Source organism: Ruegeria sp. C5 (assembly GCF_056537605.1).
In genome coordinates, this window is record NZ_JBQFRX010000006.1 from 82,027 (window position 1) to 106,597 (window position 24,571).

Below are 24,571 nucleotides of genomic sequence, written 5' to 3' on the forward strand. Positions count from 1 at the left end.
CTCCAATAACTAATCAAAAAGGAATTTGGGCATTATACACTGATTCAAATGAAACTTCGAAACTCAAACTCTTCAAGTAAAAGGACACGGTGCTCAGCCCCTGGTTGGTATCAGCAACCGGTGGTTCGACCATGTTGTCAAACAGTGCGGTGCTTCAGCTTAATGTCATGACCAACTCAACCTCGCCGTCGACAATCCTGCCTGTCCGACTAAATCCAAACCGCTCATAGAGCGGCAGTGCGCCCCCAGGTTCATCGACCACGCTTATGACCAGATTTGCACGACCCTCTTCCTGAGCCAGAGTTTTCGCGAATTCTAGTGCTGAACGACCATAACCTTTCCCTTGATGAGCTTGGTCAACCATAAGCCGCCAGATATATATCCCATCTGGGTCGTCACCTTCGTCCAGATCCGCGTGTGGATGCGACATATCCACGACTGCCAACATTCCCACTGCAGATTCACCATCCCAAATGCCGTAAATCTCGGAGCCAGGTTCGAACAACGATTGGGCCATTGTCATGAGGTTCGGCGCAACGAATGTCGTTTGGTCGTCGCGTACGCTCAGCGCCGCGAGGTGACGGAGTGTCTCCCGCGTCAAAAGTCGAAAATCAGGCATATGCACATCCTATGCGAATAGGGCTGCTCTGTGAAGTTCGCCGGAGGGCGAAGATTGCTATAGAAGGCCCCCTACACCGGGCGCTGCCGGTGCAAGGCCAGAACACTAGCGAGTAATGCTATATGCAGTCGCTCGCAACAATTCAGCTATAGTGTTCCCGTAAGTCGTCATTAGCACTCGCAACATTTGATTATGTTGGTTCAGTTCTTCAGCCGTGAGGCTAAGCGTGCCACTCTCTATCAGTTCTTGCATGTCGCGCAACTTTTGCAGGTCCTCGAATTCGTTTAGAATACCAGACGTCCATTCCGCATTTGGTGAATGATCCGACGATTCTGCCCATTCTTCAAATTCAATATCCAAATCATTGGAATCCAAGTTCGAACCCAAATTATGGGCGTTCATCGCATAATCCTGAGATCCTGCTTCAAGCACATATGAACTGTCTACGTCAAAAGTGACGTCACTAAAGTCAAACATTGCCGCACTCCATTAACTTAAAGAACTCGGGAAGTGATATAAATGAAGTCGCGTTATGGTTTTTAGAAGCCAAAGTTAACTTTGCTTAATGTGCGTTAATCCATTGCAGCGCCATGGAATGCTATCCTGCCCGACAGGTCATGAAACATTGAGCCGAGCTCGATCAGAATGTGCTATACTTGCAAAATAGAAGAATGCTCCAAGCGAGTATGACATATTTATTCTTGAGAGTTTACTTATTAAACAATTAGTTAAATGGAATACTGTTATGAGAATGCCCAGATCAGCAGCCGAGCTATTTTGCCTCGATTTACAACTCACCAAATTGAGAATCTACAGGGGATTACAAACTGCAACACTAGTTTTAGGGTGTTGGCTTGTTCCCACAACCGCTTTGAGCTTTGATATTGGCGATTTGCTCAAACCAAGGCTGCCCGGAACAACTGTTCCTGGAACCAAAGTCCCGCTACCCCCGTTGCTCAAACCTCCCGCTCCGCCGACGAGCCTAGATGATCTAGACCCATATTGCCGAATACAAATTGACACCCATCGCCCATCTCCGTCTTCTGACCCTACCTGCGGAGCATATGGTGCAAACTATGTTATTCCTCAGTATTTTCACTACGGAGATAAACGGGTCAACATAAGAGAACAGTGTGTGTGGCACGACGAGTGTTATGTGGCTCGTTGGCACGGAGGAACGCTTAACCGAACACAGTGCGACAACACATTCAGAGAAAAGCTTAGGGCTGAATGCCGTCGAACTGTAGCCAGATGCAAGAACGTACTTAGGCATTGCTATGACACGGTTGAAACCTACTATGCAGCGGTCAAAGAGTATGGCCAGAGCGCTTGGGACACAGATAACTCGCAAGAACCAAGGCCGAGCGATCCAACTGTGTATGGGAGCAGCTCGAATGCATCTGAAATCGCGCTTCAGTTTGCGAGGGCAAACAATCCCTGGGTTTACATCGGCGCATTTGATGAGGTTTGGGTTGAGCGTAATTTTGATTTACCAAACAACTCTAGTAATCAGCTTAGATTTGGAGACCAAATCTCTGCAATCGTAGATGTCAATGTACGGAAGACACACATGTATTTTGACAGACAGAGCGGTGAATGGATTCGGCCTGAACGCGTAAGAACAATGAGAGTTGGTGAAAACGCATCCATAATCGATGTAGTGGCCATTGGGCGCAGTTTAGGCGGTTATTATTACTGGGTACAACTCGCCAATTAGGTTGCTGTGGTTGCTCTATCCGAAACGCGCATCTTCAAGTGTGACGCTGAAAGGTGGTTTAGACTGCTAGCCGTTTTTCTGTGTACTTTGTGCGGGAACTGTCTTTGATATCGTTGGGTATTTTGGCCTAATTTCCATTTCAGAAGGAATCCGAAAAAACCAACTATGTTGCCAATTGTTCTATCTCTCGTGCCAGCGCCATCAATCGATTACGCTCAGCCCATAGCGCCTTAGCGCCCTCTGATTGACGCTTACGGCCCTCGGCAGTCTTTGCGCCTGTGGAAGCGCCTCCGTGCCTGTGACAGCGTGTCCTGCCCTCCACCAGGGTTACCATGCATCGGATGCCATCAGGCATCCTGGCTCCGCATATCTTGGTTTCGCTCGTCATGTGGTGCCTCCTGTCTGGACTGGGGCAGGGTGAGCCCTTACCTTGTTGGCATGCGTAGATTGCTTGTCACCTTTGCCATAATCGTCGTTTTGCTGTGCTGCCCGGTGGCGCTGTTTTTCCTCGGTTGGGGCTTGAAGCAGGTTTATGTGCAGTTCGGAATGGTGTCGTTCTTCATTGCATGCTTCAGCTACTTCATTGCTGCGTTAGGCGTTGCTTCCCTGATTGATAAAGCCCGAGAGCAGTAGCGCCTGCCACCGCTCGACCGATGATCTGGGCTTGAGCGTCTTTGATGGGTTGACCCTTTAGCGCCTCCCTAACCGCCTTGAGCGCGTCCTGTGCATCCTTTCCCCTGATGCCAGTGAGGGCTTTGGCGATTTCGGCAAACATGCCACGTTCACGCGCTGACATGCTGCGCGGATCAATTGCCGCAATGGATTGCGTAACCTCTCGGGCTGCATCTAGCGGATTGCCCAGGTTGCCGGTTGTTTTACGAACAAGGCCGGGCGCGGTTTCTTCTGCTACTTGCTCTTGAATGGACTGACGGATTGCAGTCTTGGAGTTCTGAGCAACCGCCGCCCGCAGTTCCAGCGCCGTCGCTGAGCGGTCCAGTTCTTTCAATAACCGATCCGCCCGAGGCCCGCCCAGGACAAGGCGCAGTTTCTGGATGTTGGCACGGCTGGACATTTCCTTAACCAGTTGCATGGCCTCTCGCGCGTCTGTGTTGGGGTCTGTGATGGTGCGGCGAACGTTTGATAGGTTTTGCTCTATGCTCTCCCTTACACCCTGTCTGACAGCCTGCTTCGCATCGTTAGACACCCCATGGTTCAAGAAGCCTTTGACGTCTTCGATTGTGGTACGTTTGAATAACAGGTTTTTACCAAGCGCCAGACCTTCATCCTGCTGGACCTTGTCACCTCCCAGGCGCAGTGCGCGGCCAGACCAAATTTTATTGGCTTAGGAAGGCGACCCAGTTCTACATCGCGGTAGACGCTGGACCGGCTGCGACCACCTAGTTTGACTTGCAGGTCTTGGAAGGAAAGCAGTTTCATAGCTGTGCACCGTGTTGTTTCGTGGTGCACCAAATCTGCCTATTTCAACTGCGTCTTTCATGACGGAGGTATTTATTTAAGTCCGACACCCAACCATGTTCGTGGAAAAAGCTCAGCAGCAATCGGATCGCGCTCGATTGCGACTCTTGTAGCTTCGACCCAAGCTATGAAATCTCGTCGCAGCTCTTTGTTTTCAGGCCCAGTTCCAACACAAAGCTCCTTTATCGAGCGATAACTTCGATGATGGCCGTTTCGCTCCAAGGCAACAACTACAGCATCACATGCGGATTCCTGGATGCGCTGTTCGTCTCCTCTTGTCAGATTTAAGTCAAACCTCGCCTCCGTGATTTTGGCCATCGACAATAAAAACATGTTTCTCAGCCATGTAACACTGCGGCGCGTTGTTTTGGGGCGTTTTATCAACCCAGTCATAAAAAGCGCGGAGAAGGTTCTGAGGGCGGGAAGAAGCTCTTGCCCAGTCGCCAACTGATGAGCAGCAATCTCTTTGCACAAGTCAAATGCAGAGGCGTCGCTTTCGGATATGTTCAGCAACTTTTCTGCAGCGCCATTGTCACAAACAAACGAGCCCTCGGTCGAAGCTGGGACTTCACTGTCATCAGGCACCCAATAGATTCCAAGTTGTAACATGTGAATATTTCGAGCTGGTTCTACCCTGGGTAGGGCGAGCTGACCATCTTTGACGTACTCTTTTGTGAGTACTTGAAGCCAGTTAACTGCCTCTTCAAACGGACTATTCATGACGGCAAATTGATGACGTTAGATTCGTTTGAGCTAGTGAGGTGTGACGACCAACGCTCCATCAATGCCCGCCGCTGTTCTAAGAAGTCCGTTCGCTTATACGACCGCTCGACAGAACCGCCAACCACATGCCCTAAACAGGTCTCAGCAACCTCGAATGGCACGTTCTGGGTTTCGGCCACCCAGTCCCGGAACGAAGACCTGAATCCATGTGGACGCTCGACCAGTTCACGCCGTTTCATAAACGAACCCATGGTCATGTCCGATATCACGCCGCGCCGAACACCAGGGAACAGCATACCATCTCGCGCCATCGATTTGGCTTGCTCGATAACCGCAAGGGCCTCTGCTGATAGTGGCACTCGGAAATCCTGTGTCGCATCTCTGCGGCCCTTCATCGCTGCTGCCGGGATGGTCCAAACATCACCGTCAATCTGATCCAGATGCAGGTTACGAAGCGGATAGGATCTAACTGCGGTGAGTATCAGCAAACGCAGAGCAAGCTCCGTTGTCGTTCCACCATCTAAGCTTTGATAGAAGGCTGGAACATCCTTCCAAGGCATCGCAGGGATGTTTTGCGGCTTATGCCGTTGTTTGCCCAATAATGCCTTGGCTTTATCCGTAGCCTGCAGGTCAACATCTAACCCAAGAGCTGCAGCGTGACGCATCACGATAGACAGCCGGTTCATCGCCTTTCGCGCGGTGTCTGCTTTGTCGTGCCAGATAGGGGACAGCGTGTCCCGGATATCTTTCTGATCCAATTCGACAACTGGGACTTTGCCCAGCTTCGGCAATACATGCAGCTCGAGTGGCGAATACCAGCGACCCGCTTTCCCTTCACCCTTCAGCTCTGCCTTACGGCTCTCAAACGCATCCTCTGCGACGTCTTTCAACAGGTGAAGCTTACTGGCTTCCTCACGCTTGAGGCGCTCGCGCTCTTTGATTGGGTCTGTGCCTTTTCGCGCAACAGCCCGCCAGTTCTCGGCTTCCTGACGCACCTCTTTGAGCGAGACGTCTGGGAAGGAGCCAAGACCCATTTCACGTCTGCGACCATGTACTGTGATTCTTAGAAACCATTGAGCCCCGCCATCCTCACGCCGATGGAACCACAGACCGCCACCGTCGGAGTACTTCCCCGGCGGAACCGACTTTAGCGTCGATGCGCTGAGCTTATTCAAAGGGCGTGACACTCATCCACCTCTCTATCCACCCTCTATATATAGTATACGGTGGGGCATAGTGGAACACGGTGGTATAGTTAAATCACTGAAAAACAATCACTCAGTAAAAATCTGGGGCAAGGTGAAACACCCTGAAACAAGGATTAGATGCCCTCTTGAGGCACCATCCCCTTACGACAAGCTTTACCCGCGTTCAGATACTCATCTCGATACGCGCGCCCGGAAAACGCGATATCAGCGCGTTTGCTTTGGCACGTGGGGTCAGGCATAGGGCGGTTGAGAGCCCGTCTGCCAATGCTGCCTGCGAGGCTGAGATTGATACAGCCTGATAGGGCGCACCCAACCCTTTCGGGTTCAGGATATGCCCCTGATCGCCCTGTAGCATGGTGCCTTCGGGGGCCGAGGTTGCAACGGCGCGGTCCTGCAGTGTGATCCGTTTGGCGACAGCACCGTCGGACTTGGCCAGCCCGACGCGCCACGGCTCGCCATTGCTCCGCTGGCCAAGGGCGGCGACCTCGCCCATATCCACCAGCACATCGCGCAGATCGAAGGATCGCATCAAAGCGGAAATCCGGTCAGTGATCGCACCTTGAGCAATCCCGTTCAGGGTAATCGCCGAGCGTCCGGGATGCGGCAGGCGGATCTCACCGGCGCTTACGTGAATCTTGTCCCAACCAATCGTCTGGCGCGCACGTTCCACTTGCGACCCCGCCGCGCCACTGGCGAGCGCTAGCCACATGGGCTGGATCGTCGGATCAAACACCCCGCCCGAAGCGTCGTGAAGCGTGGAACAAAGGCTCAGCACCTCCAGCAGCTCAGGCGCCGGGGTGACCAGGTGGCCGATCCGGTTAAGCTGACTGATCTGCGAGTGCGTCCGGTAGAGGCTGAATATATTCTCCAGCCGATTCAGCTCTGCCTCGACCGCAGCAAAGATCGGCGCGGCCTGTGCGTCCGTCGAGCCTTCCAGCCTCAGGCTGGCGGGTGCGCCCAGCGCGATACCGCGCCATTGGGCGACGTTGCCAGCAGCGGCGGGTACGGCGGCGCAGGCGGCTGAGATGGCCAGGAAACGGCGGCGGGTCAGAAGGGTCATGCGGGGGTCTCCAACGCGAGGTCCAGATCGACGGGGCCCAGCACTTCGGCATCGGGAATATCAGACAGTGGCAGGGCGCCGCCGCCATATTTGGCAATGAACGCCTCTGCCGCGGCGGGGTCGCCAAAGGGCACGACTTCTCGCGCACCCATGCCACCGGCCACATCGGCGCCGACGACAAAGGTCGCACCATCGGCGGCGATCCAGTTGGAAATCCCCGGTTGCCGCCAGCTGGGCGCGACGCTCATGTCACTGACATAGACAGCGGTGATCTTGGCGTCACGTTCGGGGCTTTTCAGATAGGCCAGCATGTCGCGCACCTGCGCAAAAAACAAAGGCGCGGGATAGCCTTCCAGATGGATCTGCCCTTTGGGCCCGCCGTGTTCCGCGATGTTCATCTGGCAGAAATAACTCAGCGCATCCGGGGTGAGATCAACCGGGTCGGGAGCCTCGGCCACCTCTTCTTTGCAGGCCGTCAACGCGACCAGAGCGATCAGGGCTAGGTATCTCATGGCTCAACTCTCCGAAATGCGAGACGCGCAAGGGCAAAGCCCAGCACCGGCCAGATCAGCAGCGAGGCGGGCGCGGCCCAGACCGGCAGGGCCTGCGCCGCCCCGGTCATGCCCGAGGCTATCGCGACGCCCTCGGTTGCGGCGATGTTCCACAAACGGAATGCGTCGGCCGGGTTGGCCACCATCACCCATGGAAAGACGGATTGGGTGAAAGCGCCGCCCTTGTCCATGACGACGGCCCCCAACAGGCCCAAATCATAGAGGACGACAAAAACCAGCCAGAGCCCGGCCGACAAACCTGCCGCCGCCGTGGCCCCCTTTGCCAGGGCGGACAGCAAGTATCCAAGCGCCAGAAAGACAGCGCCCAGCAGGATAGATGTGAGGATCAGGCGGACCAGAGCCATCAGGCTTTCCGGACCCGCGCCGCCAAAGAAGGCGGCCACTGCGCCAGCGGTGCCGAAACCGATGGTCATGGCAAAGGCCAGCGCGGCCAGATGGGCGGTGAATTTGCCCAACAGGATTTCTCCGCGCCCCGCCGGGTAGGACAGCAGCAGTGACAGGCTGCCGCGATCCACGTCGCCCGCGATGGCGTCAAAGGCGATCATCAGCGCCAAGAGCGGTGCAAGATAGACCGAAAGCGTGGTCATCGAGGCCACCGAGACGGTCAGCATGTCGACTCCCAACGTGCCGGTTGGTGCGCTGCCCGCAAAGGTCAGCGCCAAAGCGAACAGCACCATGATCAATGTGGCGACCAGCAGCCAGCGGTTGCGGCGCAGGATCAGCATTTCTGTGCGGGTGATGGCGAGGAAGCGGGTCATTGCAAATCCTCCTGTGCGTAGTGGCGATAGAGGTCTTCCAGCTTGGGCGGGGTCATTTCCACATCCGCCACAGCGTCGCCCAATCCGGCGATCCGGCGCAGCGCCTCCATCTTGTCTTCGGGTGCGCAGAGCAATTCAACGGATGCCCCATTGATCCGGTTGCCACCCAGTTCAGCGGCCAGCACATCAGGATTGGCGCTGGCGCGTACTTTCAAGCGGATCGGCAGACCGGCCAGAGCCGACAGATTGTTCAGCGTATCGTCAGCGACCATCCGGCCCTTGCGCATGATGGCGATGCGATCAGTACGGGCCTCGACCTCGGTCAGCGCATGGCTGGCGATTAGAACGGCTGTGCCTTGGGCAGCCAGCTCGTCGATGATGGCATAAAGGTCCTGCCGCGAGATCGGGTCCAGCCCGCTTGTCGGCTCATCCAGCAAAGCCACTTTCGGTTGACCCAACAGCACCTGCGCCAGACCCAGACGTTGCCGCATGCCTTTGGAATAGGTACCGATCCGGCGGTCCAATGCGTCGCTGAGACCAACGCGCTCCAACAGGCCAAGCACGTCGGCCTTTGCACCTGAAAGCTGCGCAAACAGGGTCAACTGCTCGCGCCCCGTCAAGGCGGGATGAAATGACACCGCTTCGGGCAGATAGGCCGTCTCGCGACGCGCCTGAGCACTACCGGGGGTGGCGTCTCCGATCCGAATGGCTCCGCCATGGATCGGCGTCAGGCCGAGGATAGATTTGATCAGCGTCGACTTGCCAGCACCGTTATGGCCCAACAGCGCAACGCGCTGACCGGGGGCAAGAGACAGGGTGATATCGTCAAGAACGCGGTTTTTTCCACGGTCCTTGAGAACATGGTCGATTGACAGGGCCTTATCCGTCATGAGGCACCTTTTTCATAGCTGGGGGTTCAGGGGCTTGCATCAATGGGTTGCTGTCCATCACGCCCCCCGGCAACAACGCCGGGAAGGCCGATTGCGACCAGCGCACCAGTTGCACGGCAGGGGAGCCGAGCAACAATTTGGCTGAGGGTTGGGTCCACAGCACATGGTCCATACTGTCATTGGGGCGATAGGGGGCATCGGCAATGCCGTTGCCATCCACATCATAAGCGGCGAAATCGGACCAGTAGTTGCCGCGTCCGTCTTCGGACCACTCGACCCATTTGGTCGAGACATATTTCACCTGCGTCCGGTTTCCGATGAATGAATTGCCAACGATGCGGTTGCGCTCGCTGCCAGCGGTAAAGTGGATGCCGATGCCGCATCCCTCAAACCAGTTATCGGTGAACTCGTTCTTGTTCGAGTTATAGAGGAAGCTGCATTTCTCTTTCGCACCTTTCACAACGTTTCCGGTGATGGTGCTTTTGTTGGCATAGTTCAGCATGACGCCATGTTCGCGGTCGCCGATCGAGACGTTATTGGCCACGGTCACATTGGTCGTGAACATCACCGCGTAGCCCAGATCATTGCCGATCGAGACGTTGTCGCTGACCACCGAATTGTCGGCATACATGTAATGCACGGCAAAACGCAGATCGCTAAACAGGTTGCCGGTGAAGGTGTTCTTCTTCGACGAGTTTACAAAGATTCCGTCGCGGCCATAGCGGATATCGTTGTCCTCAACCACCGCACCCGGCGCGTTCCAGACATAGACGCCATTGCCACGCTCGTTCATGCGCTGGTCTTGCCGCCCTTCAATCCGGTTTCGCCGGACGATACTGTCCTTGGCCCCATGGATGTCGATGCCATAGAGATTGCCCAGCAGCACATTGTCTTCGACCACCGGCGCATGGGCCGTCTTGGTCAACTGGATGCCGCTGTCGATCCCGTCATGGTCCGAGCCCGATCCGATCACCGTCAGACCGCGCACGGTCACACCCGGCCCGGTCACGGTGATGACGCTGCCTTCGCCTTGTCCGTCGATGGTGGCCTGTCCCAGCCCGTCAATCGTGACGGGCCGGTCCAGAACCAGCGTTTCTGTGTAAACGCCGGGGCTCAGGCGGAGGGTGTCCCCATCCGCCGCCTGCGCCAGTATCTCGTTGATGGCCCCTGCCCGGTTGGGCACATCCCAATCCGCCGCCCAAAGGGGCGAGCCGAGCAGGAGCGGTATGAGCAGGGACCAACGCATGGTTACGCGCTCCGCGGCTCAACGAACATCCGGCCGCGCATCTCCATGTGCAGCGCGTGGCAGAACCACTGGCAATAGAACCAGTGCACGCCCGGACGGTCGGCAATGAAGGTGACCGAGGCGGTGGCCTGCGGCGCAACCTCCATCGCGATGCCGAAGTTCGACAGGCACAACCCGTGGGTCACGTCATCCACGTCATCCAGGTTGGTGACATACAACGTTACCTCGTCACCCTGCTTGACGGTGAACTTCTCAAGGCTGAACACCGGCGCGGTCGAGGTCATGTAGACCCGCACCTTGTTGCCATCGCGGATCGGCTCCTCGGCGCCCTCTTCAAGGTCCACACCATCGGCGGCAGCCTGCTGGCGCGCTTCTTCCCACATCGGGTCGTTGCGATCCCAGACATTGACCGGGTTCACCTTGGACCGGTGCACGAGGATCGAGTCATGCGGTTCCGCGAAGGTCGGGCCGTCATGGACCACCTTCATCTTATCACCCGAGATATCGATCAACTGCTCGTTTTCCGGCTTCAGTGGCCCGACGTTCAGGAAGCGGTCTTTCGAGAACTTGTTCATCGAAATCAGCCACTTGCCATCAGCCTCAGCCGTTTCGCCCATCGAGGTCGAATTGTGGCCCGGCTGATAATGCACATCCACTTTGTCTAGGATCGGATCAACATCCGCACCACCGTAGGCTTCGATGGCCTTGGCGATGTCCCACTTCACCACCTGGCTGTCCAGGAACAGGGTGGTGTAGGCGTTGCCTTTGCCATCAAACGCGGTGTGAAGCGGGCCAAGACCCAGCTGCGGTTCCGCCACGATGGCCGAGCGTGGATCGGCATTGTCGGCAAACAGCGCATCGACCTTTTCCACATCGATCACGGATACGGTCGGGGACAGCTTGCCGTTGATCATGATGTGTTTCTTGTCGGGTGCTGCGTTCACTCCGTGCGGCGAGTTCGGGATCGGGATATAGCGGGTCAGGTTGCCGCCCGCCTCTTTACGCCCGTCCACGACCTTGACGCCGTTCAGCTCCTGATAGTTGCCAGCAGCAATCGCGTCTTCGATGCCTTTCAGGTTGAACACGACCACGTGGTCCAGCTCATTCTCGGTCATCTCGGCCAGGTTCATACCCATTTCCGAGTTATACGAGGTCGAGAATGCGTATTTGCCCTGATAGTCGCAGTCAGTGTTGTCGAGGTTGCCCGACACCATCACCTGCCATGCGATCTCCATCGTATCACCATCAATGGCGGTGAAGATGTTCACGTATTGCGACGGATCGTCGAGGATTTCGCCATCATTGACCAGCGGTGCCTCGTGTTCGCCATTGGCGAAGATATAGCCGGTGCGCGGGTATTTCTGCGGACGCAGACCGTGGATGTCATGCGCGTTCGGGATTTCGATGATCTTGTCGCATTTCATCACGTCGCAGCGGATGCGCGCGACGCGTGTGTTGGCCTTGTCATTCATGAACAAATAGCGGCCATCATAGGTGCCATCGGTGAAGGACATGTGCGGGTGGTGCAGGTCGCCATTGTCATAGGTGACTTTGCCATTGGCGGCCAGGTACTGCTTGGTCTCGGGCAGCAGCCCTTCGGTCAGGATCTTCAGCGACTCGTTGGTCTGGCCCCAGCCGGTGGCCGAGCAGCGGTTGAATACCGGAATGCGCATCAACTCGCGCATCGACGGCACGCCGAGGATACGCACCTCGCCGGTCTGACCCGAGGACCAGAAGCCGTAATATTCGTCCAACTCGCCGGGCTCCAGCGCGGCATTGGCGGCGGCGCTGGCCTCTTTCGCGGTCATCAGGGTGCTGCCCAGACCGGTTCCGGCCAACACGGCGCCGGTTGCAGATGCACCCAGCAGTCCGCGGCGTGTGACGTTCAGTTTCTTATCGTGTTCCGACATGATCGTTCCTCCTTTTTAGGAAACGGTTTGCGGTTTGGCGTTCGGATGGTTCGCCGGTGGTTGTCCGAGGGGGGTTTTCGGTTGAACCGACCCTGTCTTGGCCCGCCGTTTCAACTGGCGGATAACGACGGGACATTTGTCCTCGGACTGGTAGAGCACCTGACAATGCAGGCAGGTGACGCACTCGTTCGGATTGATCTCACCGGTGGGGTGGATCGCCTGAACGGGGCATTCGTTGGCGCAGGTCTGACAGGGGGTGCCGCAATCCTTGTAGCGGCGCAGCCAGTCGAACATGCGGATACGGGCAGGGATCGCCAGCGCACCACCCAAGGGGCAGAGATAGCGGCAATAGAACCGTTCGATGAACAGCCCGATCCCCAGCAGGGTCAGCGCAAAGACCACGAAGGGCCAGTCGCGCATGAACTTCAGAATGATCGCGGTCTTGAACGGCTCGACCTCGGCATAGGTTTCAGCCAGCGGGATCGAGACAAAACTGATCCCGAACAGCACGAGGAAGATCATGTATTTCGCGGGCCAGAGCCGCTCATTCAGGCCCCAGGGCAGTGTCCATTGCGGCACCTTGAAGGCCCGCGCGATCTTGTTGGTCAGTTCCTGCAGCGCGCCAAACGGGCACAGCCAGCCGCAATAAGCACCCCGACCCCAGAACAGCAGCGCGGCAGCGACAGCGAACCATTGGATGAAGACCAACGGGTCCAGCAAGAAGGCATCCCAGGAGAAGCCGGTGCGCAAGCTGCCTGCCAGCGCCATCAGGTTCACCACGCTCAGCTGCGCATTGGCGTACCAGCCGATGAAGAACAGCGTCATGGTCAGGTATCCGATGCGGAACCAATAGAAGACGCGGGCGTTCATGGTGGCGTGGAACTGGAAGAAGAATGTCGCCGTCAGCACCAAAAGCATGACGCCCAGCACCCCGATCTCAACCGTGCGATCCTTCCAGATGCGTTTCCAAAGCGCGGCCTTGGCTGCTGCCTCGCTGGTGGCGTCATCGACGACTACAGGGGCCGTAACGGGCAGCAGATACTGCTCGGGCAGTTTGTAGCCCAGATCGAAGGTCAGAAAGGTCTTCTCAACCGCGCCCACAGCCCGCTGCGCCAACAGTTGCAGGCGGAAGGGCTCGGCCGGATCAAACTCGGCCTCAGCGGGGATCTTGAAGATGTCCAATTCCGTAAAGCTTGGGGCATCGGGTGCCGCAACCTTGCCCAACCGGCGCTGCTGCTTGTCGAAGAATCGCACCGAATTGTCGCCTTGGATCAACTGAATCCGGTCGAAAATCCCGCCCCGGACATAGCCCGAGCCCTTGAAGCTGTAGGCCCCACGCCCCAGCACCAGAATGGCCTGCTCGCCTTCGTCCAGCCAGTCGACCATGTTTTGATATTCGGCCTCACCCAGCAGCGACTTGCCGATCGACGGCACGGATACCAACGCCATATGCATATCAATATAGGTGTCATCTGGTTCGCCGGGTTCAGGGCGTTTGATGGCGCGCTGATCTCCGGTGGCTTCGAACGCAGCGTTGACCTGCCCGATATCCAGCGTTAGTCGCCGGACCGAGCCGTCGCCGGACAGGGTGGTCCAGTCGTATACCGCATCCTGCGCCAGATCGACTTCGCGTTTCGGCCCATCGGCCTGCAGCGGAGACAAACCGCCCAACCCCAGCGCCCGCGCCACCTTGATGCCGCCGCGCACAAGACTGTCATCAATCACCATGATCGTGACGGTGGCCCCCGAGATGATATCGAGGTCATGCCCCTCACCGCCGGTTTCAGCCTCAACCTTCAAGTCCAGACCGGCATAGCCTTCGGTCAGCTCAACCATGCGCGCGTTGGGGATGCCAATCAGAACGATGGGCTCCGAGTGTTTGACCAGTTGCACACCGGTCAGCACCGCTTGATCATCGATGGCGGCGACCACATGGATCGGTTTGCCGGAATAGCCGGTGGTGCCAACGAAGTCAGAGGTTAGGAAGGCCCAGGCAACGGTCTCGCCGGCCTTCAGAACGGGTGCAACCGGAACGTCATCGCGGACCGGCCCAATGGCATCAGCACCGGGGGCCAGATCGGCGGGTTCAATCTCCGGCAGGAAGCTGGCAAGGCTGTCGGCATGGGCACTGATCGCCATCAGGCAGGACAGGGCAAGGGCCAGCATTATATGGATTGCGCGACTTACGACCACGGCGCACCTCCGATACTTAGGGTGGACGCCATGGACGCGCGCAGGGCGCGTTCAGCAGTTTCTTGGGTCGGGCGCGGAGGTCCCCGGGTTTCGGGCCACAGCTTATGCGACTTGTACAACATGGAAGATTTGCTGTTCTGAAGCTGTACAACACGGAAGTTTCCGATTTGCGGTACCTGCACCAGCTCGGGTGCAGGCGCTGCACTGGTGACAGCGCACAGCGCGCAATCGGCGCATTTTGGGCAGTACGCGGTCGGGTCTTCGGTATCCTCCTCAAGATCAACTTCAACCCAGACCGCGCCGCCTTCCGAGCAGATCTCCATCCAGACACTTTCACCGGGACTCGCCAGCACCGGTCCAAAGGCCTGCAACAACAGAAGGAATATGCCTGCCAACCCACATGCCGCGCGAGTTGCGCGTACAGGGAGATTGTGCAGAGGGATCAGGGCAGGCATGGAGTCTCCGACTCGGAAAGCTATGCCTTTGGGGTATTGGATTCTACCGAGTCGCGACTTGACTTAGGTTAGGTAAAGCAAATTTCTGATTTTCTTTTCAAATCAATCGTCTGCCTCATCCATCAGGCCACGCACCCAGCGCCCTGCCAGCCATGAGGCGGGCACGCCCAAGGGGATGGACCATAAGATCGCAGGTACTGGTTCAATGGCACCAAACCCCGCGCTGTGCAGGATCAGTCCAGCCAGAAACAGGTTGATGGCCACGGTCAGAGCCGTGGCTGGGTAAAGCAGGATGGCCAGCTTCCAGACCGGCCATTTGCCTTCAGTGGCTGGTGCCTTCCGAGAAGGTGATTTTGTTCCAGACATTGTACTTCCCAGACGGTTTGCGCATCGGCAGGCGGCGGACCTCTTCCAGCGTTTGCGCGTCATAGACGATCACCGCGCCGTCATCTTCCCAGATCGAAACCAGCGCGTGACTGCCATCCTTGGTGAATTCTACATGCGCCACGGTCTTACCCGGCGCGGGGCGCAAAGTTCTCACGATTTCAAGGCTTTGCTTGTCGATCACGTGCATGGCATCCTTGTTTGGGCCAAAGAACACATCGGCCCAGACGTAAGGCGAGTTCTCATGGCTGCGCATGAAAAATCCTGGCCCTTCGGTTTTGATCCGCTTGACGGTTTCCCATGTTCCCATGTCGATCACCGAGACCGTGCCATCGGTCAGATGCGGCGTAGCCATCACGGTGGTGTCGCCCTGCTGCCAGGTGATCCCCGAACCTAAGTGAGGCATCCCCGGCAGGTCCAGATCTGCGATCTTATGACCGATCACCAGATCAATCACCTGCCCGCCCTTGCCATCACGCGAGGCGCCCATAACGTATTCATAACTCTGATCGAAAAAGAAATCGTCCAGGTAATCAGGCGTGGTGATCTTGCGCACGGGGAACGGGTCAGGGTTCTTGAACTGCCCCTCGATGCGGAAATCGTGGCCAATACCGGATTGCGGCGGGTTGGCCCCGTAGAACACCTCCCAAATCTCGGGGACATCCTTCAGCGCCAGAACAAAGCTTTCGCGCGGTGGTGCCTGATAAACGGCAGAAACACGGCTGGGAACGCCCTTTTTGCTTTTGACTTCAATGACTTTCGCGACCGACAAGTCCTCTGTCGACAGCAGGGTCAGCGAGTTCGGTAAATAGTTCGCTACCGCCACCCATTTGCCGTCACCCGACATTGCGATGTTGCGGCTGTTTAACCCCGCGCGCACGCGGCCCACCTGTTTCAGCGCCCAGATATCATATTTCTGCACCCAGCCATCGCGCGACATGATGAAGACATAGCGGCCATCGGGGCTGAACTTCGGCCCACCATGCACGGCGAACGGGGTTTCGAACCGATCCAGAACCTCGAACGTATCACCGTCCAGCACACTGACATGATGATCGCCTGTTTCCACCACCAGCGTGATGTTCATCGGGTCGCTGTCCCAGACAGGCGCGTCAACCGATACGTACTCATCATCCAGAGTCCGGCTGGCCATGATATCGGCCTCGCCCCATTCGGGATGGGTCTCCAGCGGAGATTTCAACCACCCCGCCAGTTCCTCGATCTGCAACGCGTCCAACTCGTGCGAAAACGCAGGCATCTGGGTGGCCGTACGCCCTTCGGCAATCACCGCCGCCACGCGTGGCCCACGCATCCGTTTCAACGTCTCGGGGATCAGCGCCGGACCGACCCCACCCAGACGGTTTTCGCCATGACATGAGGCACAGAATTCAGCATAATCCGAAGGTGCATCAGCCCAAGCTGCGCCGGTCAGCAGCAGCGAGCAGAATGTGCCGATTTTCAAGGTGTCAAAAGAATTGATGCGCCGGATCATGGCTTTTCCCTCGGAACGGCGTGACCTGCAGACGCTCGCCTGCGCCCTGCACGCCGATTTCTTCGTTTGATAGATAGCAGGCCGGGTCCTCGGCCCACGGGTCGCCGGTCAGTTGCAGAGCACGGATGCGGGTGTTGCCGCCGCAGACATCCTTTAACTGACAGGCCCCGCAACGCCCCTTCAAAGGACGCGGACGGGTACGCAGCATGGCGAGCATCGGGTCATCGCTGGCCCAGAGTTCCGAAAACGATTTGGTCTTCACATTGCCAACAGTGTAATCGGACCAATAGGTATCGGGATGCACGCGGCCGAGGTTGTCGATATTGGCGACGCCCAGCCCGCTCGAGTTCCCACCCCACGCCGCCAGATGCTCGCGCACATGGGCGGCTTTGTCGTCGTCGAAATGCGTCCGGACCCAGTTCAGGAAATACCCGGCATCGGCATCGTTATTGCCAGTCACGATATCCAGCGGACGGCCGCCCGAGACGGCTTCCCACGCACGTTCCAACAACAAATCCAAACCCTTACGGGTGCGCAAATGCTCGGCATCCTCGCCTCGGTTCTTGTCACCGCGCCCGGCATAGACGAGGTGAGACAGGTAGAACTTGTCGACACCCTCATCGTCGCACAGTTGCAGCAGGTCAGGCAGGTGGTGCTGTGTGCCCTCGGTCAGGCAGAACCGCAGCCCCACTTTGATGCCGCGCTTCTTACATTCGCGAACACCGCGCAGGGCGTCGGCAAAGGCGCCTTCGACGCCCCGGAACCAGTCATTTGTGGCCCCGATCCCGTCCAGCGAAATGCCGACATAGTTGAAGCCCACGTCGGCGATCATGTCGGCGGTTTCGTCGTAAATCCGCGTACCGTTGGTCGACAGTGCCAGCATCGGCACCAGATCGCGGGCGCGTTTGGCGATGTCGAAGAAATCGAACCGGTCCAGCGGTTCCCCACCCGAGAGGATCAGGGCCGGGACGCGGAATTGGCCCAGATCCTCAAGGGTTACCATGGCTTGCTCGTGACTGAGCTCACCGGGGAACGCGACATCTGCTGAAACGGTGTAACAGTGGCGGCATTTCAGATTGCAGCGCCGCGTCAGGTTCCAGATCACTACCGGCTTCACCGGGCCGGGACGGCGTTTGCGCACCGGTGTCGGTTCGACGAGCTGCTGCATGTATTCGGTCAGGCGGAACATGTCTCAGCCTTTCTTTTTCAACCGCAGCCCTGTCTTCTTCAGGATGCGCGTGGAATAGAGGATGTCCTTGGCCCGGCAGGCCTCGCCCAGAATGGCGGTGATCTCGGCGCGTTTTTCCTCGACCTCGTCCCGGTCAGAACCGTGGACCATGGCGAACAGGTTATAGGGCCAATCGGGCAGGGCGCGGGGACGTTCGTAACAGTGGGTGACAAAGGGCAGCGCCCCGATCTGTGTGCCCAATTCCGCAATCTGGCTGTCGTCTACATCCCAAACAGTCATCCCGTTTGCCGTCATCCCCAGCTTGTAGTGGTTCGGAGCGGCGGCGATGCGGCGGATAACACCATGGGATTTCAGCTCTGCCAGACGATACAAAAGGGCATCCTCGTCCAACCCAAGTGTTTCGGCAACGGCTGCATAAGGCGCAGGCACAAGCGGCAGACCGCTTTGCAGCGCTTCGATAATCTCTCTGTCCTGAACGTCGATCATGCTGCCACCCGGAAGCCGATGAAAAATTCCTGTAGTTTGGGGAAACGGAGAACTTCGATCCCCGTTTCCCGTTCGATCGCATCAGCGGCGGCCTCGATCCCCTCAGGCGTTTCGGTGGCCAGCACGAACCACATGTTCAGCCGGTGCGTACGCTCATAATTATGGGCAACCTCGGCGTGCGCATTGACTTTGGTCAGGACGGTTTCGAATGCATCCTCTGGCACGGCCATGGCGCACAGGCAGAACGCTCCACCCATTGCAGCGGCGTCGAAAAACGGGCCGAAACGTGTGATGATCCGCTGCTCTTTCATTCGTGCGAGACGGGTTAGGAGTTCGTCTTCGGGAATCCCAAGTTCCTGGGCTACACTGGCAAAGGGATGCGCGGTCAGCGGCAGGTCATCCTGCATCCGGTTCAGGATTACGCGGTCGGTTGCGTCCATAGTCATGCTGCTGCCTCTTTCGGTTGGATCAACGCGCCGGTCTGTTTGAAACAACGGGTCGAGAACAGCACTTTGTTCCGTGCGCCTGCCAGTTCGGGCAGAGCGGCGGCTGCGGCCAGAACCTCCATCGCTTCGGGGCGCGAGCGTGCATGGATCATGGAATAGAGGCGATAGGGCCAGACATCCTTGACCGGGTTGCGCTCATAGCACAGCGTCACGCCGGGATAGGCCGCCAGCGCCGGTCCAGCCGTGTCCACCTGTTCGGGCGGCATGTCCCAAACAACCATCGCATTGGCTGACCAGCCGAGCGCCCGGTGGCGCACGATAACCCCGAGACGAGAGATTATGCCTGCTGTTTGCAGCGCTTCGATACGTCCCATTACGTTGGAATCATCTCTGCCCAGCGTTTGTGCCAATGCGGCATAAGGAATCTCTGTCAGGGTCAGGCCCGAGCTGAGCGCCTGCAGCAACTCGCGATCTCCGGGCTGCATGGCTGAGCGATCCACCTTACGAAGGCCAGGAACATTGCGTGTTTTTCCCGACATACGAAAGCCCAAATCGACGTTGAATGGACGTACGAGGCGCAGGTCCAGAACCCGCAGTCCGGAACGCTGCGATATCCGTGCAAGGGTGTCATCGACATGGGTGCGATCCGGGCCGGTTGCGACGAACCAGAGGTTCCAGTCATCCTCCCGCTGGTAGTTGTGGTTCACGCCCGGTTCGGCGTCGATCAGGGCTGCAATCTCTTCCAACCGATGTTCGGGGGCCGCAACAGCGGCCAAGGTGCTGGCCGAAACCGCGCCCGGAGCGATGGTGGCACCCACGCGTGTAATCCGCCCGGTGGCCTGCATGCGAGTTAGGCGATCAATCACCTCGGCTTCGTCCAGCCCTAGCAAAGAAGCCAACACCAGAAACGGACGCTCTGTTATCGGAAAGTCGCGCTGAAACTCGTCCAGCAAACGGCGGTCGATGGGATCGGTGATGTGTTGCATGTCAAAGCCCCATTCTGTGCGCACGGGCGGTGAAGAAAATGCCGGATGGGCTGTCGGCCTCAATCTCGCGCAGTTTTTCAAACGTTTGCGTGTCGTAGACCATAACCTTGTTGGCGTCGCGCACGCTGATCCAGACCTCATGCCCTCGCGGAGTGAACTCCATATGCAGTACGGCAGGGCCGGGTTTGAATTCGTGAATGATCTCCTTGGTCACAGAATCAATAACCTGAATGGTATCGTTCAAAGGGTGGGCAAAGTTTACCCAAACCTGCCGCCCGTCAGGACGGGCCATGGCAAAGACCGGCTGACCATGGGTCTGCGTACGTCCGGTCTCGGTCAGAGTGTCGGCGTCGATCCACAGAACCTCGTGATGGCCGACGGCAGGCAGCACAAATTCGCGCCCCGTCAGCGCCCAGCCTTCGAGGTGAGGCATCTTGTAGACCGGCATCTCCTCTTGCCCGCGCCCATAGTTGGGCAGCACGCGGATGGGTTCGGGCGTCTCGGCCCAAAGGTCCAGCGCGGTCAGGCCATCCTCGCCAAACAAGCCGGTGATATAGGTGCGGCCATTTGCGGTGATCAGCGCGTCGTAAGGATTCTTGCCCATGTCGGGGATCTTGGTGATCGCGGGTGCGCCGTTGGAGAAATCAGCAATCCAGGTCTCGCCCGTGTCCCACATGGTAAAAACAAACCGGCGGCCGGGTGCATCGACCAATCCGATGGTTTTGCTGTCGGTAGGAATGTCCGCGACCATCTCTAGCGTGTCCGCATCGAAGACGCGCACACCGCCAGGTTCATAATTCGATACAGCGACCAGCTCGCCGTCATCCGAAATGGCACCGCCAATGGCGTTGCCCGCCTGCACGACCCGGTTCACGATCTGGCGGGTGACGATATCCACCTTAGTCAGGCCGCCGTCTCGTCCAAATACATAGGCAAAGCGTTCATCGGGTGAATAGACCAGCGAGGCATGGGACAGATCGCCCAGACCTTCGATCCGCGCCAGCGCTGCGCGGTCGGATTGGTCCACCAGAAGAACCGAGCCCTTGGCGCGTTCGATCACAAGTCCTAGGTCGCCGGTCGCCGTGGGTTCAGCCTGGGCGGTGGTCATCATAAGGGTGGCGGCGAGGGTAAGGATGAGCTGTTTCATTGTGCCTCCTGTGCCAGCAGGTAACGGGCGATCCATTCGGCCTCTTCTTCGCTGATCAAGGGCCGCCATGGGGGCATCGCGGTGTCGGGGATGCCGTCGAGGATCACGCCGGTCAGTACCTCGGCATCGTAGTGTTCCAGTGTTTTGGACCGCAGATCGGGGCCGAGGCCGCCTTTCAGCGATAACCCATGGCATGAGCCGCAATCCTGATGGACAAGGCGTTTCAGTGCGTTGGCGTCAAGCGTGTCAGCAGCGAAGGCCGTGGTGGCAACAAGCACTGCGGAAGTGAGAACAGCACGTGCTGCCCATCCTTTGCGTCCTCTCACAGCCGGTTGCTGTGCCGGCCTTCCGGAACCGAACTTAGCCATGCGCCTGCTCCAAAAGGTCGGCCACAGGCCGTTCTGCATAAAGTGAAACTACCTTGCCGATGATGAACAGCGTGGGCGCCTTTAGCCCGGCCTTGCGCACATCAGCGGCCAGCCGATCCAGCCGGGATACCATCCGGCGCTCATCAGGTGTGGTCGCTTTGCCTACCGCCAAAACCGGAGTTGAGCCGGGCAGGTTCTCGGTCATCAGTCCCATGGCGATCTGGCCGATATTGGCGACGCCCATATAGACGACTAAGGTCGAGTCCGGGTCGGCCAGACGTTTCCAATCCAGATCCAGCACCTTGTCGGCCTGTCGGTGCCCGGTGACATATTGCACCGATGTCGCCAACCCGCGATGGGTCAGCGGCACGCCTGTCGAACAGGATGCCCCCTGCGCTGCGGTAATGCCTGGCGCGTATTCGACTGGGATGCCGTTTGCCATCAGGTGCGCGGCCTCTTCCGAGCCGCGTCCGAAGATCATCGGGTCACCCCCCTTGAGGCGAGCAACGGTGTGACCGGCGCTGGCTTCCTCGACGAGGATTTCGTTGATGCGATCCTGCGGCACGGTATGACACTTGGGGGCCTTCCCAACCGGGATCAGCCGTGCGCCATCAGCGTGCAGATTGAGGATATCGGCCGAGACCAGACGGTCATAGACCACCACGTCCGCCTCTTGCAGCATCCGCAGCGCGCGCAGGGTCATCAGTTCGGGGTCACCGGGGCCTGCGCCAATCAGAAAAACCTTACCGCTCATGTGCAAACTCGCTTGGTCTGAATGTATTCGGAGCCCGGAATTCCTGCGCGATCAGGGGACGTTGCTGGGTGAGCCGGGCGTGTCATGCGGGCAGACTGGCGTAATCGGAAAGGAACCTCCTTGACTAAAGTTAAGGAGCGCGGGAATTGCCCCGCGCTCCTTTCGGCTTGCCTGTATGATTGCCTCGGCTCAGGGTTCGACGGTGATCATGCCGATCATGTTCTGTGTCTCCCAATGCGGGCCACACAGATAGTCCTGCGGACCCGGGGTGAGGAAGGTCAGGTCAACCGTCTCCTCAGGAAACAGACGGTCGCTTTCGGGCTCGCTGCCGTCTTTCAGCAGGACCGAGTGACTGGTGCGCTTATCGACATTCACCCAGCGCACGGTTGTGCCCGGTTTCACGGTTAGCTCGGCTGGGCAGAACGTGTATTTGTACATCAGCACCACATCGGCATCCTCAACGGCGGAGGAGGGCTGGTCGAACAGCTCGACATAGCGCTCTTCGGCTTCGGCACACAGCGCGGCGGTGTCCTCTGCCCATGCGGGCGCGGCCAGAAGCAGCAGCGCAGGGAGAAGGTGTTTGGGTTTCATTGTCCAAGTCTCCTCTTTTAAGCGGAAGGGGCCGGATCGCCCGGCCCCTCTTCCTTATTGTTTGACGACGTTGATAAAGGCGTTGTCGTCGTCCAATGCTAGGCTGGTATCCAGCGTCACGTGGTGGAACCGTGCGGCGGCAAAGTCATCGTGGATGGCAAAGCCCACCGTATAGGTCTGACCGGCCTCCAGCGGCACGTCACCAGCTGCGCCCGAGTTCAATGGGCGCGTGAAGACCACGGTCCACATACCTGCATCAAGGCTGGCCGAGGCGGCGATCTCACCGTCATTGACCACGCGCTGTTCCAGCAGATAGCCGTTGGTGGCGCTGCCGTCCGCGTAGACGCGCATCAGATCCAGATAGGTGCCATCGGCCAAATACTGCTCGATCTGATCGGCGGCCTGCAGCTTGTCCCAGCCACCCAGCGCCTTACCGCGGCGGCCTTTGATCTCGACCTCGGTGCGGCTTTCGCTGATGTATTTGGTCACAGTGTCCTGCGTGCTCAGCCGACCCGAGACATCGCCATTTGCGGCAATCGCCTCGGCACCCGGGTCAAAGGGCATGTAGCTGTTGTCTGCATGGCACGAGGCCCAGCAGCCGACCTGATCGCCCAGCTCAATCCCAGTGCCGGTGATCATCATGGCCACCTTGATCTGGTTGTCCGGGTCCATCTTGCCGCCATCGACAAAGGGGGCGGGGTTGTGGCCCGCATCCGGCCATTGCAGACGGATATAGAGGGTCTCATCATCATGCGCGGCTTGAACGGTGGCGTCTATCACGCCGCGTTTGCCCGGGATCGGGGTTGGTTCCAGATCCCCACCGGCCACGATCTTGTTGCCGATCGCGTCCAGTTCGGCAGCGTGACAGGTGGTGCACTTGTCTCCGCCCTTGGTCAAAGGACGTGCTCCGCCGTGGGATCTGCCGTTCTGAACCCATTCAAACGAGGCCTGACCAGGATAGAACAGTTTCATATCTGCACCGGGGACAGCGGCCCAATCGATATTTGTGCCAACATCGCTGCCGCCACCTGCCGGGGCTGCGGCATCTTCGCCAGAAGCTTTGGCACGCTCTTCCGCGACGGCTGCGTCAACCGCTGCTGCGATCTGGGCCTGTACGGCCTCTTGCTGGGCTACACGCGCGGCTTTCTCAGCCTCGGCATCGGCAGCTTCCTTGGCTTCGATGCGTTCGAGACTTGCCAGGTATTCGGCCGGGATTTCGCGAATGAAATCTGGGTTCGGCGCTTCAAGCTTTTCCAGATACTCTTCGTCGGCCCGGTCGCGGGCGTCCGAGTGCGCAATCCCCTTGTGGCAGTCAATACAGGTCTGACCGACGGTCATCGCGTTTAGGTGCTGCTGACGGGCGCGGGGTTTCTGGAACTCGGGCATCATCGACTCGAAGTCATGGCAGTTGCGGCACTCGCGCGAGTCCGTGGATTTCATCCGCTCCCATTCATTCATAGCCAGATGCACGCGCTTGGCTTCGAATTTCTCGCGCGTGTTTATGGTGCCGACCACCTTGCCATACAGCTCTTTGGACGCCTTGATCTTGCGGATGATCTTGTGAGTCCAATCCTTGGGCACGTGACAGTCGGAACAGACCGCGCCTACGCCCGAACGGTTCACGTCGTGGATTGTGCCGGTGTATTCTTCGTAAACGAAATCTCGCATCTCGTGGCACGAGACGCAGAATTCCTTGGTGTTGGTAGCTTCCATAGCGGTGTTGAACCCGCCCCAGAAGATGATGCCGGCGGCAAAGGCCGCAGCGATCCCGGCCACGGGCATTCCCCACAGGAAATACCGGCGCCAGATTGGTTTTTTCTTTTCCGGTTCGGAGGTCATATCCGGTCTCCGTTTTGGCTTCTTTTTCTGGCCCTGGATGTCAGGCCTGTGGATTTGGCTGA

25 protein-coding genes are annotated in these 24,571 nt (G+C 58.1%); all 25 read right to left on the minus strand.

Going from position 1 to position 24,571, the window contains the following annotated elements:
* Positions 1 to 154 precede the first annotated feature (154 nt).
* Positions 155 to 619 (minus strand): GNAT family N-acetyltransferase, encoded by a 465-nt coding sequence (locus ACR0AW_RS17555; protein WP_170733804.1) that lies wholly within the window; start codon positions 617 to 619, stop codon positions 155 to 157.
* Positions 620 to 724: 105 nt separating this feature from the next.
* On the minus strand, positions 725 to 1,096 hold the full coding sequence (locus ACR0AW_RS17560) for a hypothetical protein (protein ID WP_170733805.1): 372 nt from the start codon (positions 1,094 to 1,096) through the stop codon (positions 725 to 727).
* A 1,403-nt stretch (positions 1,097 to 2,499) separates the two neighbouring features.
* Positions 2,500 to 2,724: an HGGxSTG domain-containing protein gene (locus tag ACR0AW_RS17565; protein ID WP_480776506.1), complete on the minus strand. Its 225-nt coding sequence runs from the start codon at positions 2,722 to 2,724 to the stop codon at positions 2,500 to 2,502.
* Between the two features lie 192 nt (positions 2,725 to 2,916).
* Complete coding sequence (locus ACR0AW_RS17570) at positions 2,917 to 3,426, minus strand: hypothetical protein (RefSeq protein WP_170733806.1); 510 nt, start codon at positions 3,424 to 3,426, stop codon at positions 2,917 to 2,919.
* 419 nt (positions 3,427 to 3,845) lie between these two features.
* A complete protein-coding gene (locus ACR0AW_RS17575; protein ID WP_170733807.1) occupies positions 3,846 to 4,532 on the minus strand; it encodes a hypothetical protein in 687 nt (228 codons plus the stop codon).
* The gene (locus ACR0AW_RS17580) at positions 4,529 to 5,722 is read right to left on the minus strand and encodes a site-specific integrase (protein WP_170776395.1); all 1,194 of its coding nucleotides are present in this window, start codon (positions 5,720 to 5,722) and stop codon (positions 4,529 to 4,531) included. Before ACR0AW_RS17580 ends, ACR0AW_RS17575 begins: the two co-directional genes overlap by 4 nt.
* A gap of 184 nt (positions 5,723 to 5,906) precedes the next feature.
* Entirely contained in the window at positions 5,907 to 6,803 is an 897-nt protein-coding gene (locus ACR0AW_RS17585) for an FAD:protein FMN transferase (protein WP_170733809.1), read from the minus strand.
* Positions 6,800 to 7,315, minus strand: a complete 516-nt coding sequence (locus ACR0AW_RS17590; protein WP_170733810.1) for a nitrous oxide reductase accessory protein NosL — start codon at positions 7,313 to 7,315, stop codon at positions 6,800 to 6,802. The genes ACR0AW_RS17585 and ACR0AW_RS17590 overlap by 4 nt, the downstream gene beginning before the upstream one ends.
* Positions 7,312 to 8,133 carry an ABC transporter permease gene (locus tag ACR0AW_RS17595; RefSeq protein ID WP_170733811.1) on the minus strand — a complete coding sequence of 274 codons (822 nt, stop codon included), beginning with the start codon at positions 8,131 to 8,133 and terminating at the stop codon, positions 7,312 to 7,314. The genes ACR0AW_RS17590 and ACR0AW_RS17595 overlap by 4 nt, the downstream gene beginning before the upstream one ends.
* A complete protein-coding gene (locus tag ACR0AW_RS17600; protein WP_170408068.1) occupies positions 8,130 to 9,023 on the minus strand; it encodes an ABC transporter ATP-binding protein in 894 nt (297 codons plus the stop codon). The genes ACR0AW_RS17595 and ACR0AW_RS17600 overlap by 4 nt, the downstream gene beginning before the upstream one ends.
* Positions 9,013 to 10,269 carry a nitrous oxide reductase family maturation protein NosD gene (locus ACR0AW_RS17605; protein WP_170733812.1) on the minus strand — a complete coding sequence of 419 codons (1,257 nt, stop codon included), beginning with the start codon at positions 10,267 to 10,269 and terminating at the stop codon, positions 9,013 to 9,015. The genes ACR0AW_RS17600 and ACR0AW_RS17605 overlap by 11 nt, the downstream gene beginning before the upstream one ends.
* Positions 10,270 to 10,271: 2 nt before the next feature.
* Positions 10,272 to 12,179 carry a TAT-dependent nitrous-oxide reductase gene (nosZ, locus tag ACR0AW_RS17610; protein ID WP_170466506.1) on the minus strand — a complete coding sequence of 636 codons (1,908 nt, stop codon included), beginning with the start codon at positions 12,177 to 12,179 and terminating at the stop codon, positions 10,272 to 10,274.
* Positions 12,180 to 12,194: 15 nt separating this feature from the next.
* Positions 12,195 to 14,345: a 4Fe-4S binding protein gene (locus ACR0AW_RS17615; protein WP_480439543.1), complete on the minus strand. Its 2,151-nt coding sequence runs from the start codon at positions 14,343 to 14,345 to the stop codon at positions 12,195 to 12,197.
* 17 nt (positions 14,346 to 14,362) lie between these two features.
* A complete protein-coding gene (locus tag ACR0AW_RS17620; RefSeq protein WP_170733814.1) occupies positions 14,363 to 14,827 on the minus strand; it encodes a DUF2946 family protein in 465 nt (154 codons plus the stop codon).
* Between the two features lie 102 nt (positions 14,828 to 14,929).
* Positions 14,930 to 15,193, minus strand: coding sequence for a hypothetical protein (locus tag ACR0AW_RS17625; RefSeq protein ID WP_170398115.1), 264 nt, complete (start codon positions 15,191 to 15,193; stop codon positions 14,930 to 14,932).
* Positions 15,150 to 16,703, minus strand: coding sequence for a nitrite reductase (locus tag ACR0AW_RS17630; protein ID WP_170733815.1), 1,554 nt, complete (start codon positions 16,701 to 16,703; stop codon positions 15,150 to 15,152). The genes ACR0AW_RS17625 and ACR0AW_RS17630 overlap by 44 nt, the downstream gene beginning before the upstream one ends.
* Positions 16,678 to 17,892: a heme d1 biosynthesis radical SAM protein NirJ gene (gene nirJ / locus ACR0AW_RS17635; protein ID WP_170733816.1), complete on the minus strand. Its 1,215-nt coding sequence runs from the start codon at positions 17,890 to 17,892 to the stop codon at positions 16,678 to 16,680. Before nirJ ends, ACR0AW_RS17630 begins: the two co-directional genes overlap by 26 nt.
* 3 nt (positions 17,893 to 17,895) lie before the next feature.
* Positions 17,896 to 18,378, minus strand: a complete 483-nt coding sequence (ahbB, locus tag ACR0AW_RS17640; protein WP_170613120.1) for a siroheme decarboxylase subunit beta — start codon at positions 18,376 to 18,378, stop codon at positions 17,896 to 17,898.
* Positions 18,375 to 18,824: an AsnC family transcriptional regulator gene (locus tag ACR0AW_RS17645; protein WP_170625392.1), complete on the minus strand. Its 450-nt coding sequence runs from the start codon at positions 18,822 to 18,824 to the stop codon at positions 18,375 to 18,377. Before ACR0AW_RS17645 ends, ahbB (ACR0AW_RS17640) begins: the two co-directional genes overlap by 4 nt.
* Positions 18,821 to 19,810, minus strand: a complete 990-nt coding sequence (ahbB, locus tag ACR0AW_RS17650; RefSeq protein ID WP_170733817.1) for a siroheme decarboxylase subunit beta — start codon at positions 19,808 to 19,810, stop codon at positions 18,821 to 18,823. The genes ACR0AW_RS17645 and ahbB (ACR0AW_RS17650) overlap by 4 nt, the downstream gene beginning before the upstream one ends.
* A 1-nt stretch (position 19,811) precedes the next feature.
* Positions 19,812 to 20,957, minus strand: a complete 1,146-nt coding sequence (locus ACR0AW_RS17655; RefSeq protein ID WP_170733818.1) for a cytochrome D1 domain-containing protein — start codon at positions 20,955 to 20,957, stop codon at positions 19,812 to 19,814.
* A complete protein-coding gene (locus tag ACR0AW_RS17660) occupies positions 20,954 to 21,325 on the minus strand; it encodes a c-type cytochrome (protein WP_480444277.1) in 372 nt (123 codons plus the stop codon). The genes ACR0AW_RS17655 and ACR0AW_RS17660 overlap by 4 nt, the downstream gene beginning before the upstream one ends.
* A complete protein-coding gene (gene cobA / locus ACR0AW_RS17665; protein WP_170408092.1) occupies positions 21,318 to 22,079 on the minus strand; it encodes a uroporphyrinogen-III C-methyltransferase in 762 nt (253 codons plus the stop codon). Before cobA ends, ACR0AW_RS17660 begins: the two co-directional genes overlap by 8 nt.
* A 189-nt stretch (positions 22,080 to 22,268) precedes the next feature.
* Positions 22,269 to 22,670: a plastocyanin/azurin family copper-binding protein gene (locus ACR0AW_RS17670; RefSeq protein ID WP_170733819.1), complete on the minus strand. Its 402-nt coding sequence runs from the start codon at positions 22,668 to 22,670 to the stop codon at positions 22,269 to 22,271.
* 54 nt (positions 22,671 to 22,724) lie between these two features.
* A complete protein-coding gene (locus tag ACR0AW_RS17675; protein ID WP_170398143.1) occupies positions 22,725 to 24,509 on the minus strand; it encodes a NapC/NirT family cytochrome c in 1,785 nt (594 codons plus the stop codon).
* Between the last annotated feature and the right edge of the window lie 62 nt (positions 24,510 to 24,571).

Coding starts and splice junctions, on each gene's coding strand:
- ACR0AW_RS17620 (WP_170733814.1), bottom strand. CDS start 14,827: ATGCCTGCCCTGATCCCTCTGCACAATCTCCCTGTACGCGCAACTCGC.
- ACR0AW_RS17590 (WP_170733810.1), bottom strand. CDS start 7,315: ATGAGATACCTAGCCCTGATCGCTCTGGTCGCGTTGACGGCCTGCAAA.
- ACR0AW_RS17575 (WP_170733807.1), bottom strand. CDS start 4,532: ATGAATAGTCCGTTTGAAGAGGCAGTTAACTGGCTTCAAGTACTCACA.
- nirJ (WP_170733816.1), bottom strand. CDS start 17,892: ATGTTCCGCCTGACCGAATACATGCAGCAGCTCGTCGAACCGACACCG.
- ACR0AW_RS17675 (WP_170398143.1), bottom strand. CDS start 24,509: ATGACCTCCGAACCGGAAAAGAAAAAACCAATCTGGCGCCGGTATTTC.
- ACR0AW_RS17630 (WP_170733815.1), bottom strand. CDS start 16,703: ATGATCCGGCGCATCAATTCTTTTGACACCTTGAAAATCGGCACATTC.
- ACR0AW_RS17660 (WP_480444277.1), bottom strand. CDS start 21,325: ATGGCTAAGTTCGGTTCCGGAAGGCCGGCACAGCAACCGGCTGTGAGA.
- nosZ (WP_170466506.1), bottom strand. CDS start 12,179: ATGTCGGAACACGATAAGAAACTGAACGTCACACGCCGCGGACTGCTG.
- ACR0AW_RS17560 (WP_170733805.1), bottom strand. CDS start 1,096: ATGTTTGACTTTAGTGACGTCACTTTTGACGTAGACAGTTCATATGTG.
- ACR0AW_RS17655 (WP_170733818.1), bottom strand. CDS start 20,957: ATGAAACAGCTCATCCTTACCCTCGCCGCCACCCTTATGATGACCACC.
- ahbB (WP_170733817.1), bottom strand. CDS start 19,810: ATGCAACACATCACCGATCCCATCGACCGCCGTTTGCTGGACGAGTTT.
- ACR0AW_RS17605 (WP_170733812.1), bottom strand. CDS start 10,269: ATGCGTTGGTCCCTGCTCATACCGCTCCTGCTCGGCTCGCCCCTTTGG.
- ACR0AW_RS17670 (WP_170733819.1), bottom strand. CDS start 22,670: ATGAAACCCAAACACCTTCTCCCTGCGCTGCTGCTTCTGGCCGCGCCC.
- ACR0AW_RS17570 (WP_170733806.1), bottom strand. CDS start 3,426: ATGCAACTGGTTAAGGAAATGTCCAGCCGTGCCAACATCCAGAAACTG.
- ACR0AW_RS17595 (WP_170733811.1), bottom strand. CDS start 8,133: ATGACCCGCTTCCTCGCCATCACCCGCACAGAAATGCTGATCCTGCGC.
- ACR0AW_RS17600 (WP_170408068.1), bottom strand. CDS start 9,023: ATGACGGATAAGGCCCTGTCAATCGACCATGTTCTCAAGGACCGTGGA.
- ACR0AW_RS17565 (WP_480776506.1), bottom strand. CDS start 2,724: ATGACGAGCGAAACCAAGATATGCGGAGCCAGGATGCCTGATGGCATC.
- ACR0AW_RS17585 (WP_170733809.1), bottom strand. CDS start 6,803: ATGACCCTTCTGACCCGCCGCCGTTTCCTGGCCATCTCAGCCGCCTGC.
- ACR0AW_RS17615 (WP_480439543.1), bottom strand. CDS start 14,345: ATGCTGGCCCTTGCCCTGTCCTGCCTGATGGCGATCAGTGCCCATGCC.
- ACR0AW_RS17645 (WP_170625392.1), bottom strand. CDS start 18,824: ATGACTATGGACGCAACCGACCGCGTAATCCTGAACCGGATGCAGGAT.
- ahbB (WP_170613120.1), bottom strand. CDS start 18,378: ATGATCGACGTTCAGGACAGAGAGATTATCGAAGCGCTGCAAAGCGGT.
- ACR0AW_RS17555 (WP_170733804.1), bottom strand. CDS start 619: ATGCCTGATTTTCGACTTTTGACGCGGGAGACACTCCGTCACCTCGCG.
- ACR0AW_RS17625 (WP_170398115.1), bottom strand. CDS start 15,193: ATGTCTGGAACAAAATCACCTTCTCGGAAGGCACCAGCCACTGAAGGC.
- cobA (WP_170408092.1), bottom strand. CDS start 22,079: ATGAGCGGTAAGGTTTTTCTGATTGGCGCAGGCCCCGGTGACCCCGAA.